14 protein-coding genes are annotated in these 14,274 nt (G+C 68.1%); 3 read left to right on the forward strand and 11 right to left on the reverse strand.

Annotated features, from left to right (window positions below; genetic code table 11):
- Positions 1 to 43: 43 nt before the first annotated feature.
- Positions 44 to 382: a hypothetical protein gene (locus C1932_RS16335; protein ID WP_108757130.1), complete on the forward strand. Its 339-nt coding sequence runs from the start codon at positions 44 to 46 to the stop codon at positions 380 to 382.
- A 151-nt stretch (positions 383 to 533) separates the two neighbouring features.
- Here C1932_RS16335 and C1932_RS16340 read toward each other — a convergent pair whose 3' ends face one another.
- From C1932_RS16340 to C1932_RS16355, 4 genes are all read right to left on the reverse strand, one after another.
- Complete coding sequence (locus C1932_RS16340; RefSeq protein WP_108762866.1) at positions 534 to 1,946, reverse strand: efflux transporter outer membrane subunit; 1,413 nt, start codon at positions 1,944 to 1,946, stop codon at positions 534 to 536.
- Positions 1,943 to 2,980 (reverse strand): HlyD family secretion protein, encoded by a 1,038-nt coding sequence (locus C1932_RS16345; protein ID WP_108762867.1) that lies wholly within the window; start codon positions 2,978 to 2,980, stop codon positions 1,943 to 1,945. Before C1932_RS16345 ends, C1932_RS16340 begins: the two co-directional genes overlap by 4 nt.
- 23 nt (positions 2,981 to 3,003) lie before the next feature.
- Positions 3,004 to 4,518: an MFS transporter gene (locus tag C1932_RS16350; RefSeq protein WP_108762868.1), complete on the reverse strand. Its 1,515-nt coding sequence runs from the start codon at positions 4,516 to 4,518 to the stop codon at positions 3,004 to 3,006.
- Between the two features lie 234 nt (positions 4,519 to 4,752).
- Positions 4,753 to 5,661, reverse strand: a complete 909-nt coding sequence (locus C1932_RS16355) for a LysR family transcriptional regulator (protein ID WP_108757134.1) — start codon at positions 5,659 to 5,661, stop codon at positions 4,753 to 4,755.
- Between the two features lie 142 nt (positions 5,662 to 5,803).
- Between C1932_RS16355 and C1932_RS16360 the strand changes: the two genes are divergently transcribed.
- Positions 5,804 to 6,244, forward strand: a complete 441-nt coding sequence (locus C1932_RS16360; protein WP_108762869.1) for a universal stress protein — start codon at positions 5,804 to 5,806, stop codon at positions 6,242 to 6,244.
- Positions 6,245 to 6,313: 69 nt separating this feature from the next.
- Here C1932_RS16360 and C1932_RS16365 read toward each other — a convergent pair whose 3' ends face one another.
- From C1932_RS16365 to C1932_RS16390, 6 genes are all read right to left on the reverse strand, one after another.
- Positions 6,314 to 7,744, reverse strand: coding sequence for a GGDEF domain-containing protein (locus C1932_RS16365; protein ID WP_108762870.1), 1,431 nt, complete (start codon positions 7,742 to 7,744; stop codon positions 6,314 to 6,316).
- 257 nt (positions 7,745 to 8,001) lie between these two features.
- On the reverse strand, positions 8,002 to 8,832 hold the full coding sequence (fghA, locus tag C1932_RS16370; protein WP_108762871.1) for an S-formylglutathione hydrolase: 831 nt from the start codon (positions 8,830 to 8,832) through the stop codon (positions 8,002 to 8,004).
- 48 nt (positions 8,833 to 8,880) lie between these two features.
- Positions 8,881 to 9,990: an S-(hydroxymethyl)glutathione dehydrogenase/class III alcohol dehydrogenase gene (locus tag C1932_RS16375; RefSeq protein ID WP_108754128.1), complete on the reverse strand. Its 1,110-nt coding sequence runs from the start codon at positions 9,988 to 9,990 to the stop codon at positions 8,881 to 8,883.
- A gap of 58 nt (positions 9,991 to 10,048) precedes the next feature.
- A complete protein-coding gene (locus tag C1932_RS16380; protein ID WP_108757140.1) occupies positions 10,049 to 10,324 on the reverse strand; it encodes a metal/formaldehyde-sensitive transcriptional repressor in 276 nt (91 codons plus the stop codon).
- Between the two features lie 192 nt (positions 10,325 to 10,516).
- Positions 10,517 to 11,086 (reverse strand): hypothetical protein, encoded by a 570-nt coding sequence (locus tag C1932_RS16385; RefSeq protein WP_159094555.1) that lies wholly within the window; start codon positions 11,084 to 11,086, stop codon positions 10,517 to 10,519.
- Between the two features lie 167 nt (positions 11,087 to 11,253).
- Positions 11,254 to 12,162, reverse strand: coding sequence for a LysR family transcriptional regulator (locus C1932_RS16390; RefSeq protein ID WP_108762873.1), 909 nt, complete (start codon positions 12,160 to 12,162; stop codon positions 11,254 to 11,256).
- Between the two features lie 127 nt (positions 12,163 to 12,289).
- On the opposite strand from C1932_RS16390, the gene C1932_RS16395 reads away from it, so the two are divergent.
- Complete coding sequence (locus tag C1932_RS16395) at positions 12,290 to 13,393, forward strand: alkene reductase (RefSeq protein ID WP_108762874.1); 1,104 nt, start codon at positions 12,290 to 12,292, stop codon at positions 13,391 to 13,393.
- A 158-nt stretch (positions 13,394 to 13,551) separates the two neighbouring features.
- Here the strand turns inward: C1932_RS16395 and C1932_RS16400 are convergent, their stop codons facing one another.
- Complete coding sequence (locus C1932_RS16400) at positions 13,552 to 14,229, reverse strand: SMI1/KNR4 family protein (protein ID WP_108762875.1); 678 nt, start codon at positions 14,227 to 14,229, stop codon at positions 13,552 to 13,554.
- Positions 14,230 to 14,274 lie beyond the last annotated feature (45 nt).

The following is a 14,274-nucleotide window of genomic DNA, read 5'->3' on the forward strand; positions in this document are numbered from 1 at the left end:
ACCGCCGCTGTGCCAGCCTTGCCACCTCTGAAGGAGAACCCTCATGCCTGCGCAGTACCACATCAGCCTGCCCGACCCGTCCAAGGCCCGCGGCAACGACCCCGACCTGTCCTTCCATTCGCAGAGCGCCGGCGGTTTCGCCGAAGAACTGCAGGACGCGCTGCGCACGGGCACCCTGTTCGAACGCTGGAAGGCCAAGCAGCCGGATCCCGATGCGGTGGAACCGCAGTGGGGCGTGACCGACCCGGACGCCACGGTGACCGGCGAACAGAAGGACCTGCGCATCAACCTGGTGGCCACCACCCGCATCGACAGCGATGTGTTCAAGCAGCGCCTGCGCCTGCTGGCCGGCCACCATTGGGAACTGCGCGACGTGCGCTAAGCAGCGCACCGCTCTGGTAGGTGCCAACCTTGGTTGGCACTTCCGGCTTCATGCCCCGCTCTGGTAGGTGCCAACCTTGGTTGGCACTCATCGGAACGACGGCCAACCAAGGTTGGCCACTACCGGGTTCATGCCCGGCTCTGGCCACGCGCTACCAGCCACCACCCAGCGCGCGGTACAGCTCCACCCGGGCGATGGCGGCCGTGGCCTGGCTGTTGGCCAGCGCGGCCTGGTTGTCCAGCGCGATGCGCTGGGTACTCAAGACATCCAGCATATCCACCACGCCGGCCTGGTACTGGCGGCGCGCGGCACCCAGCGCGGTTTCGCTCTGCGCCACCGCCACCTGCAGCTGCGTGCTGCGCTGCTGTTCGGCTGCGTAGCCATCGATGGCATCGTCCACTTCATGCCAGGCCTGCAGCACCGTGCGCTGGAACTGCAGCGCTGATTGCTGTTGCTGCAGGCGGCTGAGCGCCAGATTGGCCTGCAGCCGCCCGCCCTGGAAGATCGGCAGACTGACCGACGGGCCGATGCTGAAGCGGTGGGCATCCCATCCGTCCAGGTCATCGAGCTGTTTTGCCTGGAACCCGGCATCGCCGTTCAAGGTGATGCGCGGCAGGAAGCTGGCCTTGGCTACGCCGATGTTCGCCGTGGCCGCATGCAGCGCCGCTTCGGCACGGCGGATGTCCGGGCGGCGTTCGGCCAGTTCACTGGGCAGGCCCACCGCGACGGCAGGCAATGCCGGCCAGTCGGCACGCGCGTTCTGCAGCTGGGTATCCAGCGCCTGCGGCGGCTTGGCCAGCAGCAATGCCAGTGCATTGCGCAGCTGCGACTGACGGTGCCGCAGCGGGGCGATGCGCGCCTGCAGCGCGGCAACCTGAGCGGCCGCGCTCGACACCTGCAGGGTCGTAGCGACGCCTTGCCGCTGGCGTGCTTCGGTCAGCCGCTGGATGTCGGCCGCAATACCCAGGTTGTGCTCGGTGATCGCCAGTAACTGCGAAGTCGCGCGCAGCTGCAGGTAGCTGCGTGCGGTTTCAGCCAGCAGCGCAATGCGCACCGCATGTGCATCTTCTTCAGCCATCTGCACGCGCGCGTCGGCGGCCTCCACCTTGCGGCGCACGCGGCCCCACAGATCCAGTTCCCAGCTCAGGCCGATGCCGGCCTGGAACAGGCCGTAGTCATCGCGCCCGCCGTTGCCGGAAGGATCGCTCAGGCCCACCTCGCTGTTGCGCGCGCGCACGCCGCTGGCAGTGGCCGCCACCGACGGCAGGCGATCGGCCGCACTGATGCCACGCGCCGCCCGGCTCTGCTGCACGCGGTTGGCGGCCAACTGCAGATCCAGGTTGGACTGCAGCACCTGCTGGGCCAGCTGCCCCAGCAGCGGATCATCGAAACCGGCCCACCAGGCTGCGTCATCGTCGATGGCCGTGGTGGCCACCGCCTCGCCCTGCCACTGCGCCGGCAGCGCAGCCTGCGGGCGTACGAAATCCGGGCCCATCGTGCAGGCCGCCAGTGCCACGCACAGCGACGCGCTGGCCAGGGCCTGCATCACCTTGCGCGCGCTCATGCGCCCTCCCCGCCCTGCAGGTCCACGCGGGCTTCCACCGACATGCCGGCACGCAGCTGGTCCAGCAGCGGCTGGCCCGGTTCCAGCACGATCTTCACCGGAATGCGCTGCACCACCTTGGTGAAGTTGCCGGTGGCGTTCTCGGGCGCGACCGCAGCGAACGTCACGCCGGTGGCGGGCGCGATGCTGTCGACGTGTCCACGCAGCGAGGTACCGGGGAACACATCCACAGTGAGTTCCACCGGCTGCCCCGCGTGCATGCGGGTCATCTGCGTTTCCTGGAAATTGGCGACCACGAAGGCACGCTGCAGCGGCACCACGGCCGCCACTGCGGTGCCCGGGGTCAGGTAGGCACCCACGCGTACCGCACGCCGACCGACCACGCCATCGATCGGCGCCCTCAGTACGGTATGCGAAAGATCCAGTTCGGCACGCGCCTGCGCCGCTTCGGCGCGCTGCACCGCCGCCTGCGCCGACTGCACGCCTGCGGCCAGGATGTCGGTGCGCTGGCGGGCGGTGCTCAGCGCGGCCTGGCCCTGCTGCAGGTGGGCACGGGCCACGGCCTGCTTCGACTGCGCCTGCTGCGCGTTCTGCACGGTGCCGGCACCGTCGCTGGCCAGTGCGCGGTAGCGCTGCTGGTCGGCACGGGCCAGGGTCAGTTCGGATTGACTGACATCCACGCTGGCCCGCGCCTGTTCGATCAGCGAGCCCTGCTGGGCGAGCGCCGCCTGCGCATTGGCCAGCTGTGCACGCGCATTGGCCAGGTCGGCGCGTGCGGCCTGCAGCGCCACCTGGTAGTCGCGGTCATCGATGCGGGCCAGCACGTCGCCGGCCTTCACTGTCTGGTTGTCCTGCACCTCGACGCTGCTGACGAAGCCGGCCACTTTCGGCGCAACCACGGTGAAATCCGCATTGACGTAGGCGTTGTCGGTGCGCTGGTAGCGGCCATCGCGCAGCAGCAGCCAGCCGCCGATGGCCAGGGCCAGCACGCCCAGCGCCAGGCCGGTGTTGAGGGTTGTCTTGTTGACGGTCATGGAGGGTTCCTTGCGAAAGGGAGTCAGGCCACGGCACGTGGCGGATGGACACGGGTGGCCCACGGCAGCAGCGGCAGGCAGCCCAGGGCCACCAGCGCGACCAGCCAGTACAGGTCCGCCGAGGTCAGTGCCTGCACTTGGGCGTGCAGGCGCGCGGGCAGATCGGCACTGGCCGGCAACCACGGCTGGTTGCCCAGGTGGTCGACCAGCGCGGTGGAATGGAGGTGGCGGCGAGACTGCCCGACCGCATCGAGCACGCCCCCGGCGAACACCGCAGAGAAGCCTTTGACGGTGTTGAACCAGGCCGAGGCATACGGGCCGTCCTGCGGCGCCAAGCCGGTGGTGGCCAGCAGCAGCAACGGCAGCACCGCCATCGGCTGCGCCACCACCTGCAGCAGCTGCACCCACAGGAAGTTGTCGCGGTTCCATTGCACGTCCAGCTGCGCGCCCAGCAGGCACGCCACTGCCAGCAGCAGCAGTCCGGCCGCCTGCACCCAGCGGCAATCCACCGCACGCTGGTTCATCAGGGTGGCCACCAGGGGCAATGCGAGCGCCTGTGGCAGCGCCACCCACAGCAACATCGGTGCAGTCTGCAGCGGACGGTAGCCCTGCACGCTGGCCAAGAAGCCAGACGGGATGGAGATCACCGCCAGCAGCACGAACAGCACGCCCATGCAGGTCACCAGCGCATAGCTGAGGTTGCGATGGGCCAGCAACTGCAGCTTGAAGAATGGCAGCGGGTGGAACCATTCGTTGACGAAGAACAGCACCAGCAGGCCCGCGCCGCCGCCCAGCAACGCGGTGATCAGCGGCGAATCGAACCAGCCCAGGCGCGCGCCCTGGGTCAGCCCCAGCACCAGCATCACCAGCGCCGGAAACCCAAGGGCCAGGCCCACGCCGTTGAACTGGGCAAAGCGTTCCAGCCGCAGCGGGTCCTGCGGCAGGCCCCAGCCCACCATCAGCAGGCCGGCCACGCAGAACGGCACGATCTGCCAGAACGCGAACTGCCACCCCGCATGCTCGACCCACAGCGCCGCCAGGGGCGTGCCCATGCTGGGCCCGAACGTTGCAGTGAGCGCATAGCCGGCCAGGCCGTACAGCTTGATACCCGGCGGCAGGAAGCGCAGCGCCACGCTCATCAGCAGCGGCGGCAGCGCACCGCCGGCCAGGCCCTGCAGCGCACGCAGCAGCAGGAACGACGGCAGGTTCGGCGCCAGCGGGCACAACACGCCCAGCAGCATGAAGGCCGCGATCATCACCAGGCCGAATCGGCGCAGCGAGAAGGTCACCGCGCACCACGGCGCGAACGCCATGGCGCTGACCGACATGGCGCTGTAGATGCCAGTGATCCAGTTGCCTTCATCCACGCTGAAACCCATCGCACCGCGGATGTCGGCCAGCGCGACCTTGGTGACGTTTTCGTTGAAGCCCGACAGCAGCACGACCAGCAGTACGCCGCACAGGCCCACCACGATGCGGCGATCGAAGGCGGCGGGAACGGGCGCAGCGGGCGTGCTGGGCAAGGTGACCGCGCTCATCGGCGCGACTCGATCAGTGCAGCGCACGGCAGGTGAAGCGACATGGCGTGCGCTCCGTGAAGGTGGGGAGCGCAGTCTAGGCAGGCCCACTACTGCGAAAAATGGCGTGGGTGCGATGCCAGTCGTGCGTGCAACGCACGGTAGGACAGATCGATGGTGCCCATGCTTCGTAGAGTCGAGCTTGCTCGACTGCCGTGCGCGGGATCAGGCGAAAGCAGTCGAGCAAGCTCGACTCTACAGGGCGTCGGCGTCGCACATGCTCTTGATCGCGCGGCGCAGCCAGCGGTGCGCCGGGTCGTTGTCCATGCGCGGGTGCCAGGCCTGCACCAGGGCCACGGTGCGCACCGACACCGGCAGCGGGAACATGCGCAGTGGCAGCCCCATGTAGGTGATGCGATCGAGCATCACGCTCGGCATCTGCGGCAATACCAGGTCCGAAGCGGCCGCCGCAAAGATCGCGCCATGGAAGGTGGGAATGACCATCGCCACCCGTCGGCGCAGGCCCATCTGCGCCAGTTCGTCATCGATCGGCCCATGGGCGATGCCACGCCGCGAGACGGCAATGTGATCGCAGGCGGCAAACCGCTCAGCGGTGATATCCCCGTCGAACAGCGGATGATCCTCGCGCGCCGCGCCGAGCAATGCCGTGGTGAACAGGTTCTGCACCTTGGTTTCCTGCGTGTGCTTGCCGGCGGTGCTGATGTACAGGTCGATCCGCCCCTGCACCATCGCGTCATCGTCGGTATCGCCTTCGGGCATGAAGCGCAGGGTGCAACCGGGCGCCTGCTGGCGGAACACCTCGCGCAGGCGGCCGCCGTAGCTGCCGATGAACACATCGTTGGCGCGGATGCTGAAGGTGTGCTCCAGGGTCAGCATGTCCACTTCGCGACCGTCGTTGAACACCCGGTGCGCCTGCTCGATCACATCACGCACCTGCTCGCGCAGCTCCAGCGCGCGCGGGGTCGGCGCCAGCCCACGGCCGGCGCGCACCAGCACCGGGTCGCCCAGCGCCTCGCGGATCCGCCCCAGGGTGCGGCTCATCGCCGGCGCGCTCAGGTTCATGCGCCGCGCAGCCCCGGCGACACTGCCTTCGTCCAGCAGGACGTCCAGGGCCAGCAGCAGGTTCAGGTCCGGCAGGGGCATGGCAGTCTCCAACAGATGGAATGACTCTACGACACTTCAGCCCGACGTCGATTGCATCTGCTGCATGCAATGCCTGCGCCGCACGGCATGGGTGCGCGCTGCGGCATGGGCGACCATCAGCGCCTGCCAAGGAGCCCTCCCCATGTTCACCACCCTGCTGGTCGCCCTCGATGGCGGCCGCCAGCACGACCCGCTGCTGGACCTGGTCGCCCACGTCGCTGGGCCGCGCAGCCTTGTACACCTGCTGTGTGTGCTCGATCCCGAGTTCGCCCTGCCCGCTGACGCCACCGACGCCGACCGCCGCGAGTACCCGGCGGCCGCCCGCCAGCGCGCCAAGGCCGAAGGCCTGCTGCAGGACGCCACGGCGCAGCTGCGCGAACGCGGCGTGGATGCGCGCTCGCTGCTGCCGGCCGGGGACCCGGGCGAAGTGATCAGCGCCCAGGCCCGCGAGCTTGGCGCCGATCTGATCGTCATCGGCCATCGCCACCTGTCGCGCCTGCAGCGCCTGCTCGACAGCTCGGTCGCGCAGTGGACGCTGGACCACGCACCGTGCCCGGTGCTGGTGGAAACGCGCGGCGGTTGACCGGCCCGCTCTGGTAGGTGCCAACCTTGGTTGGCACTTCCGGAAACGACGGCCAACCAAGGTTGGCCACTACCGGGCGAAGCTGAAGCCCATCGGCCCGGACGGCAGCGCGGCCACTTGGTTGCGGCCGCCCCGCTTGGCCGCGTACAGGCCCGCATCGGCATGGGCCAGCAACTGTTCGGCCGTGGCCATCACCGGCGGATGGGCGAACCCCACCCCCACGCTGATGCTGACCCGCCCTTCCGGCAGCTGCAGCGCCTGCACTGCCACGCGCAGGCGCTCGGCCAGCGCCAGCACGCCCTCCACGCTGGTGCCGGGCACGATCACCGCGAATTCTTCGCCGCCATAGCGCGCCACGGTGTCGGCCGCGCGGTTGGCGGTGGCCTGCAGCACCGCGGCCACGCCCTGCAGGCAGCGGTCGCCAGCGGGGTGACCGTGCTGGTCGTTGAACGCTTTGAAATGGTCGATGTCCACCAGCAGCAGGCCCACTTCGCTGCCACTGCGACGGGCCCGGTTCCACTCGCTGGCCAGCGCCGCATCGAACTGGCGGCGATTGGCTACGCCGGTCAGGCCGTCCTGCCGCGCCAGCTGGTCCAGCCTTGCCTGCGCTTCCAGCAGGTCGATCTGCAGCAGTGTGCTGCGCAGGCTGAAACCCAGCGTAGCGACAACGAAGCCGGCCAGTGCCAGCGGGCGCGCGTGGTCCACCACCAGCGCCCCGACCACCAGCAGCAGCAGCGGCAGTATCATCGGTCCACCGGCCTGGACCAGCCGCGACAGGCGCGGATGCAGCACGCCGCCGGGGGCCGGCGCCTGGCGCAGGGCCAGCACCGCCAGCAGCAGGAACGGCACGTCGATCAGCAGATCGTTGTAGGCGCCGAAGGACTGTTCGGCGGTGAAATGGTTGATGTAATACGCCACGCCCAGATAGAGCAGCGCATACAGCGCCAGCGCGCGGAAGAAGCTGCGCCGTTCGGGCACGTCGCCGGCCAGCCAGCGCACGCAGGCAAAGGCGGCAATGCACAGGTTCTGGATGTCGAACATGCGGCGCATGTTGGCCATGGCCGTGTCATCGACGTTGATGCGGTCGGCGAAGGACAGGGTGTGCACGAAGAACAGCACCCCCAGCAGCGCCGCCATCAGGCCGTCGATGGTGCTGATGGTCCAGCGCTCGCGACGGGCGCGGGCCAGGATGAACACCAGCGGCACGCCGTAGATCACATACAGCAGCAGGCTGACCCGCGGGGTCAGATCGGCACGCCCGGCACCGATCGCGTCGGCCATGTTCACCGCCATGCCGCCGGCCCACAGCAGCAGCGCCAATGCGGTGGCCCGCCAGCCCAGCGCCGCCCTGTCACGCCGCGCGCGCCACAGGCAGGCCATCGCCGCCAACACCGGTGCGGCGGTCAGGAACACGAACGAACCTTCCCCGGCCGGCCCCGGCCAGAACGCCACGACCACCCCGTGGCAGAGCACGTACAGCAGCGCAAGCACTACCGGCATGGATCCCCCATCGGCAAGCCGTCTGTGCGCACGATAGCGCGTTGCCCCGCCAGCGGGGCGTGATCGACTGCAGAAAACCCGGCCGCACCGGGTGGAGTCGAGCTTGCTCGACTGCCCCGCTTGGGTAGAGTCGAGCTTGCTCGACTTCCCCGCTTCGGTAGAGTCGAGCTTGCTCGACTGATTTTCCACGCCAGTCGAGCAAGCTCGACTCTACGCCTCAGCACCGCCGCGTTCGCATCTCCCCCGCCGCGCTCGCCTCAGCCGCGCAGCGCCTTGGCGTGGTGCGCGATGTGCTCGCCAATGAAGCTGGCGATGAAGTAGTAGCTGTGGTCGTAGCCCGGCTGCAGGCGCAGGGTCAGCGGGTGGCCCGCCGCTTCGCATGCCTGCTGCAGGCGCTGCGGCTGCAACTGGTTCTGCAGGAATTCATCGGCATCGCCCTGGTCCACCAGCAGCGGCAGGCGCTCGCCGGCACCGGCGATCAGCGCGGTGGCATCCCACTGCGCCCAGGCCGCACGGTCGTCGCCCAGGTAGGCGGTGAAGGCCTTTTCGCCCCACGGCACCTGGCTGGGTGCCACGATCGGCGAAAACGCCGACACGCTGCGGTAGCGGCCGGGATTGCGCAGCGCTAGCACCAGCGCGCCATGTCCCCCCATCGAATGGCCGCTGATGGCACGCGCATCGGTCGCCGGGAAGTGCGCTTCAATCAGCGCCGGCAGCTCCTGCACCACGTAGTCGTGCATGCGGTAGTGCCGTGCCCACGGCTGTTCGGTGGCATTCAGATAGAAGCCTGCGCCCTTGCCCAGGTCGTAACCTTCGGCATCGGCCACGTCGTCACCGCGCGGGCTGGTATCGGGGGCCACCAGGATCACCCCGTGTTCGGCGGCGTAACGCTGCGCGCCGGCCTTGGTGATCACGTTCTGTTCGGTGCAGGTCAGGCCGCTCAGCCAGTACAGCACCGGCAGCTTCTGCGTGGTCGCCTGCGGCGGCAGGTACACGGCGAACTGCATGTCGCAGCCCAGCGTGGTGGACGTGTGGCGATAGACATCCTGCCAGCCGCCGAAACAGGCACGGTGTTCAATGCGTTCCATGGAGTGCTCCCGGTGGCGGCAGGCGCGCGGCCTGCCGCCTGGCGTGGTTCAGTAATGGACGACCGAACGGATCGACTTGCCTTCGTGCATCAGGTCGAAGGCTTCGTTGATCTTGTCCAGATCCATGGTGTGGGTCACGAACGGGGCAAGTTCGATATCGCCCTTCATCGCGTCTTCCACCATGCCCGGCAGCTGGCTGCGGCCCTTCACGCCGCCGAAGGCAGTGCCCATCCACTTGCGGCCGGTCACCAGCTGGAACGGACGGGTGGAGATTTCCTGGCCGGCGCCGGCCACGCCGATCACCACGCTCTGGCCCCAGCCGCGGTGCGCGCATTCCAGCGCCGCACGCATCACGCTGGTGTTGCCGATGCACTCGAAGCTGTGGTCCACGCCCCAGGTGGTCATTTCCACGATGACCTGCTGGATCGGCTTGTCGAAGTCCTTCGGGTTGATGCAGTCGGTGGCGCCGAATTCGCGCGCCAGCTCGAACTTGGACGGATTGGTGTCCACCGCGATGATGCGGCCGGCCTTGGCCTGGCGCGCACCCTGGATGACCGCCAGGCCGATGCCGCCCAGGCCGAACACGGCCACGCTGTCGCCTTCCTGCACCTTGGCGGTGTTGTGCACCGCGCCGATGCCGGTGGTCACGCCGCAGCCCAGCAGGCAGACGTGTTCCGGGTTTGCTTCCGGGTTGATCTTGGCCAGCGATACTTCGGCCACCACGGTGTACTCGCTGAAGGTCGAGCAGCCCATGTAGTGGTAGATCGGTTCGCCGTTGTAGCTGAAGCGGCTGGTGCCGTCGGGCATCACGCCCTTGCCCTGGGTAGCCCGCACCGACACGCACAGGTTGGTCTTGCCGCTCTTGCAGAACAGGCATTCGCCGCACTCGGCGGTGTACAGCGGAATGACGTGGTCGCCCGGCTTCACGCTGGTCACGCCCTCGCCCACTTCCACCACGATGCCGGCGCCTTCATGGCCCAGCACCACCGGGAACAGGCCTTCCGGGTCATCGCCGGACAGGGTGAACGCATCGGTGTGGCAGACACCGGTGTGGGTGATCTTCACCAGCACTTCGCCAGCCTTCGGCGGGGCGACGTCGATTTCGACGATCTGCAGCGGCTGGCCGGGACCAAAGGCGACGGCGGCACGGGATTTCATGGCGGGTTCTCCAAGGACAGACAAAGACAGCATGGATGGCGCAGTGTTGCGCCCTCGTTTATTTCAGGTACGAACGGATCAAGCCGCTCATCTCGCGCACGCGCTCGGCGCGCTGTTCATCGGATGCGGCCGGCTGGCCGAATTCCTCGCGCAGATGGGCTTCCATCACTTCGGACATCAAGCCGTTCACCGCGCCGCGGATGGCCGCGATCTGCTGCAGCACCGGGCCGCACTCGGCGCCGGCTTCCAGCGCGCGGTCCAGCGCATCGCACTGGCCACGGATGCGGCGCACGCGGGCCAGCACCTTCTTTTTCTCTTCGGGTGAATGCGGCATGGGCGGCCACCTGCGGAACTATACTGGGGGATAGTATACACACCCAGCCGTTCCTGCATACGGAAGGGCCGTTGGCAGCCCAGGTAACCACGCCGGACGAAAAGACCTGGCCCGCCAGCAGCAGGAAGTCCGCACAGCTCGATCGCATGGCGGTGGCCGGCTCGCGCGTCTACCGCGCCGGCGGCCACAGCGTTACGGCGCCTTCTCGACCTTTGTGGCGTCGGTATCGAAGGTCAGCACGCGGGTGCTGATCTCACCCTTGGTGGCCTCCTTGCGGCTCAGCTCAAGACGCCCCTGGTTGCCCTGTGCGATCAGGCTGGCCGCAAAACTGCCCTCGTTGGACAATGCAGTGATCAGCGCCGTTCCGTCGGCGGCAACCCTCATGCCGGCACGGTCGCGCACCTTGTAGCCCACGCCCACCGGCGCATCCAGCGCCATCACAGCACTGCCATCTGCCATGGTGCCAATGCCACCGCGCTCATCGCCCTTGGCGTCATAGATCGTCATGCCCGTCGCGCGCGAGTTGCGACCGATGTCACTGGCGTCCTCGGCAATCTGCACCCGCGTGCGCCCTTCGCTGTCGAGCACGGTCAACTTGTAGGTCCGAAGTTCCTTCACCACGCCCGCATCGGGCGTCGCCATGCTGGTGCCGACCAAGGCCAGCGACGCACCCAGTACAAACATCGACACCGCCAGCAAATGCCCACGACGTGCCCGGCGCTCCAGGCGATCCAGCCGCACCTCGAATTCATGTCTTTCCATGCTGTCCTCCTTGTCGGTTGCACGCACCCGGTCCGTGGCTCATCGCTGTTCCAGCGTGGCCCTGCGCGCTGTGGCTGGCTGCACGGCCCCCCCGGGCTTGATCGGATTCTGGAAGACGCCCCTGCGCCCATCAACATGGCGAAAGTCCCCATGCCCTCCGTCCGTGCTCAATCGAACCGACCTTCTTCCGCCAGCCGGGTCAGCTCATCCACCACGTAGCGCACCTTCGGCCGCAGATGGCGGGTGGGCGGCCAAAGGGCATGGATATCGACATGGCGCTGCATCTGCTCGTCCAGCACCGACTGCAGCGCGCCCGACTGCAGGTGCGGGCGCACCAGCGACATCGGCATCTGGCAGATGCCCAGCCCGGCCAGCGCGCCGTCGATCACTGCATCGCCATCGTTCAACTGGTGGGTGGCGCTGGGAATGAAGGTACCGCCCTCGCCCTCCACGCCCACCCGCCACGCCACCGGCTGGCCATGGCGGTAGCCGACGATGCTGCGGTGCTGGCGCAGATCGTCCACCGTGCGCGGCACGCCGTGCGCCTGCAGGTAGGCCGGCGCCGCACAGGTCACCAGGCGTTGGCTGCCCAGCCGCCGCGCCACCAGATGTTCGGCCTGCTGCAGCCCGCCGAAGCGGATCAGCAGATCGATGCCTTCCTCGATGGGGTCCACGAAGTGATCGGTGAAGGTCACCGTCAGCTGCAGGTCCGGGTACTGCTGGCACAGCTTCAGCAGCACCGGCATGACCACCATGCGGCCAAACGAAGAGGGCATGTCGATGCGCAGGCGACCGCTGGGCACGTGCGCGCCCAGGCCCAGGCAGGCCTCGGCCGCGGAAATCTCCTCCAGCGCGGCGGCGCAGGACGCGTAGTAGGCCTCGCCGTCGGTGGTCAGCGAGATGCGCCGGGGGGTGCGGTGGAACAGGCGCACGCCCAGCCGCACTTCCAGCCGGGCGATGGCCTTGCCCACCGCCGAGCGGGAAATGCCCAGCGCCTCGGCCGCCTCGGTGAAGGTGGTCGCGCGTGCGGTGGTCACGAAGGTGACCAGACCATTCAAGGATTCGACGGGTAGCATGCCGGGGGCCCTATTGGGGACAAATAGTCCCGCTCGATGGGAAATGGAACCCATTTATGGGGCTCGATGTCAACGCCATCCTGTAGGCATCGCGCCACCGGCGCTCCTTCCCCCAAGAGACCTGCACATGACCGCCCCGCTCTTCCAACCGTTCGATCTGGCCGGCACGCCGCTGCGCAACCGTATCGCCATGGCGCCGATGACCCGTGCGCGCAATCCCGACTACGTGGCCAACGAACTGACCGCGCAGTACTACCGCCAGCGCGCCAGCGCCGGCCTGATCATCAGCGAGGGCACCCCGGTGTCGCCGCAGGGCCAGGGCTACATCGACGTGCCGGGCATCTGGTCGCAGGAACAGGTGGCCGGCTGGCGCCAGGTCACTGATGCCGTGCATGCCGCACAGGGCGCCATCTTCGCCCAGCTCTGGCACGTGGGCCGCATGTCGCACCGCTCGCTGCAGCCCGACGGTGGCCAGCCGGTCAGCGCCAGCACGCGCGCGGTGGCCCACGATCCCCGCAGCTTCGCCTTCGTGTATCGCGACGACGGCAGCCGCGGCCCGGCCGACCCGACCCCGCCGCGCGCCTTGCGCACCGATGAAGTGCCGGGCATCGTCAACGACTTCGTGCGCGGCGCCGAGAATGCCATCGCCGCCGGTTTCGATGGCATTGAACTGCATGCTGCCAACGGCTATCTGTTCGAACAGTTCCTCAACCCGCTCACCAACGATCGCCAGGATGGCTACGGCGGCTCGCTGGCCAACCGCGCGCGGTTGATTCTGGACACCGTGGATGCCATGACCGCACGCATCGGCGCGCAGCGCGTGGGCGTGCGCCTGGCGCCGAACAGCCAGGTCTTCGACATGCCGGCCTACGCAGAAAACGAGGCCAGCTATCTGTACCTGGCCGAAGAACTGGGCAAGCGTGGGCTGGCCTATGTGCATCTGAACGACAACTACCTGCACGGCGCGCCGGCCATCGGCGAAGCGTTCCTGAAGGCCTTCAAGCAGGCCTACGGCGGTACCGTCATCCTGGCCGGCGGCATGACCCGCGAACGTGCCCTGCGCCTGGTGGATGAAGGCACCATCGATATCGCCGCCTTCGGCCAGCCGTTCATCGCCAACCCCGACCTGGTCGAGCGCCTGCAGGCCGACGTGGCGCTGACCACGCCGGATCGCGCCACTTACTACGGTGGCGGTCGCGAGGGCTATCTGGATTACCCGGTCGCCAGCTGATCGGGCATGGGGTCAGATCCCTTTCCAACGGAAAGGGCTCTGACCCCGGTTCGGCGATCTGGCATGGGGTCGGATCCCTTTCCAGCGGAAAGGGCTCTGACCCCGGTTCGGCGAAGACGGGGTCAGAGCCGCGCTGCGCGCGGATCCGACCCCATCACTCACGCCCCTTGGCGCACGTACGCGAACGATTCATCCAGCCGCGCAAAGCCGATCACCTGCTTCAGCAGCGCCTGTCCCTCGTCCTCGCTGATGCGCCCTGCAACGATCTCGTCGGTGCGCGCGTACAGGCGTTCCAGCGCCGCCACCTGATCGGCCCGCAGCCACGCGCGGTGCGTGCCCAGCCACGCCTGCAGATCGTCGGCCAGCGTGTCCTTGCCCAACATCGAGTACTGCGTCTCCAGTTCCACCACCGCCTCCACCATTTTGCGGAACACGAAGTCCTGCAGGTTGGTGGCCAGGATGTCGGCGCGATCATCGTCGTGCCAAACCAGCACCACCGGCGGCTCGCTGAAGCCCGGCGCATTGGTCCAGAAGCAGTACACGTCGCCCGCGCCGCTGCGCGCGAACGGCAGCAGCTGCAGGTCGTCGCGCAGCGGGTTGTAGTGGTCCTCGGCGGTCAGTTCTTCCCACGCTTCCTGCAGTTCGTCGCGGCCGATCGGCTCGAACTCATCGGCGAACAACAGCAGCGGCGGCTGCGCGCGCAGTTGCGCGGATTGCTGCTGGAAACCCTCCCAGCCCAGCGCGCCCCACTGTAGCTGCCCATCGGCAGACAACTGGTGGTACAGCGGCGGAAAGACCTGGCCGGTGGCCTGTTCGACGTCGGCAAGCGTGTTCATACATATCCTTGTTGGAACCCAGCCGACTACCTTGCCTGAACCCTG

This window comes from Stenotrophomonas sp. YAU14D1_LEIMI4_1 (genome assembly GCF_003086815.1).
GTDB lineage: Bacteria > Pseudomonadota > Gammaproteobacteria > Xanthomonadales > Xanthomonadaceae > Stenotrophomonas.

Bases quoted from the DNA above. Each gene is read 5' to 3' on its own strand.
- C1932_RS16345 (WP_108762867.1), bottom strand. From the start codon at position 2,980: ATGACCGTCAACAAGACAACCCTCAACACCGGCCTGGCGCTGGGCGTG.
- C1932_RS16335 (WP_108757130.1), top strand. From the start codon at position 44: ATGCCTGCGCAGTACCACATCAGCCTGCCCGACCCGTCCAAGGCCCGC.
- C1932_RS16390 (WP_108762873.1), bottom strand. From the start codon at position 12,162: ATGCTACCCGTCGAATCCTTGAATGGTCTGGTCACCTTCGTGACCACC.
- C1932_RS16340 (WP_108762866.1), bottom strand. From the start codon at position 1,946: ATGAGCGCGCGCAAGGTGATGCAGGCCCTGGCCAGCGCGTCGCTGTGC.
- C1932_RS16365 (WP_108762870.1), bottom strand. From the start codon at position 7,744: ATGCCGGTAGTGCTTGCGCTGCTGTACGTGCTCTGCCACGGGGTGGTC.
- C1932_RS16380 (WP_108757140.1), bottom strand. From the start codon at position 10,324: ATGCCGCATTCACCCGAAGAGAAAAAGAAGGTGCTGGCCCGCGTGCGC.
- C1932_RS16395 (WP_108762874.1), top strand. From the start codon at position 12,290: ATGACCGCCCCGCTCTTCCAACCGTTCGATCTGGCCGGCACGCCGCTG.
- C1932_RS16355 (WP_108757134.1), bottom strand. From the start codon at position 5,661: ATGCCCCTGCCGGACCTGAACCTGCTGCTGGCCCTGGACGTCCTGCTG.
- C1932_RS16400 (WP_108762875.1), bottom strand. From the start codon at position 14,229: ATGAACACGCTTGCCGACGTCGAACAGGCCACCGGCCAGGTCTTTCCG.
- C1932_RS16375 (WP_108754128.1), bottom strand. From the start codon at position 9,990: ATGAAATCCCGTGCCGCCGTCGCCTTTGGTCCCGGCCAGCCGCTGCAG.
- C1932_RS16350 (WP_108762868.1), bottom strand. From the start codon at position 4,518: ATGAGCGCGGTCACCTTGCCCAGCACGCCCGCTGCGCCCGTTCCCGCC.
- C1932_RS16385 (WP_159094555.1), bottom strand. From the start codon at position 11,086: ATGGAAAGACATGAATTCGAGGTGCGGCTGGATCGCCTGGAGCGCCGG.
- C1932_RS16360 (WP_108762869.1), top strand. From the start codon at position 5,804: ATGTTCACCACCCTGCTGGTCGCCCTCGATGGCGGCCGCCAGCACGAC.
- fghA (WP_108762871.1), bottom strand. From the start codon at position 8,832: ATGGAACGCATTGAACACCGTGCCTGTTTCGGCGGCTGGCAGGATGTC.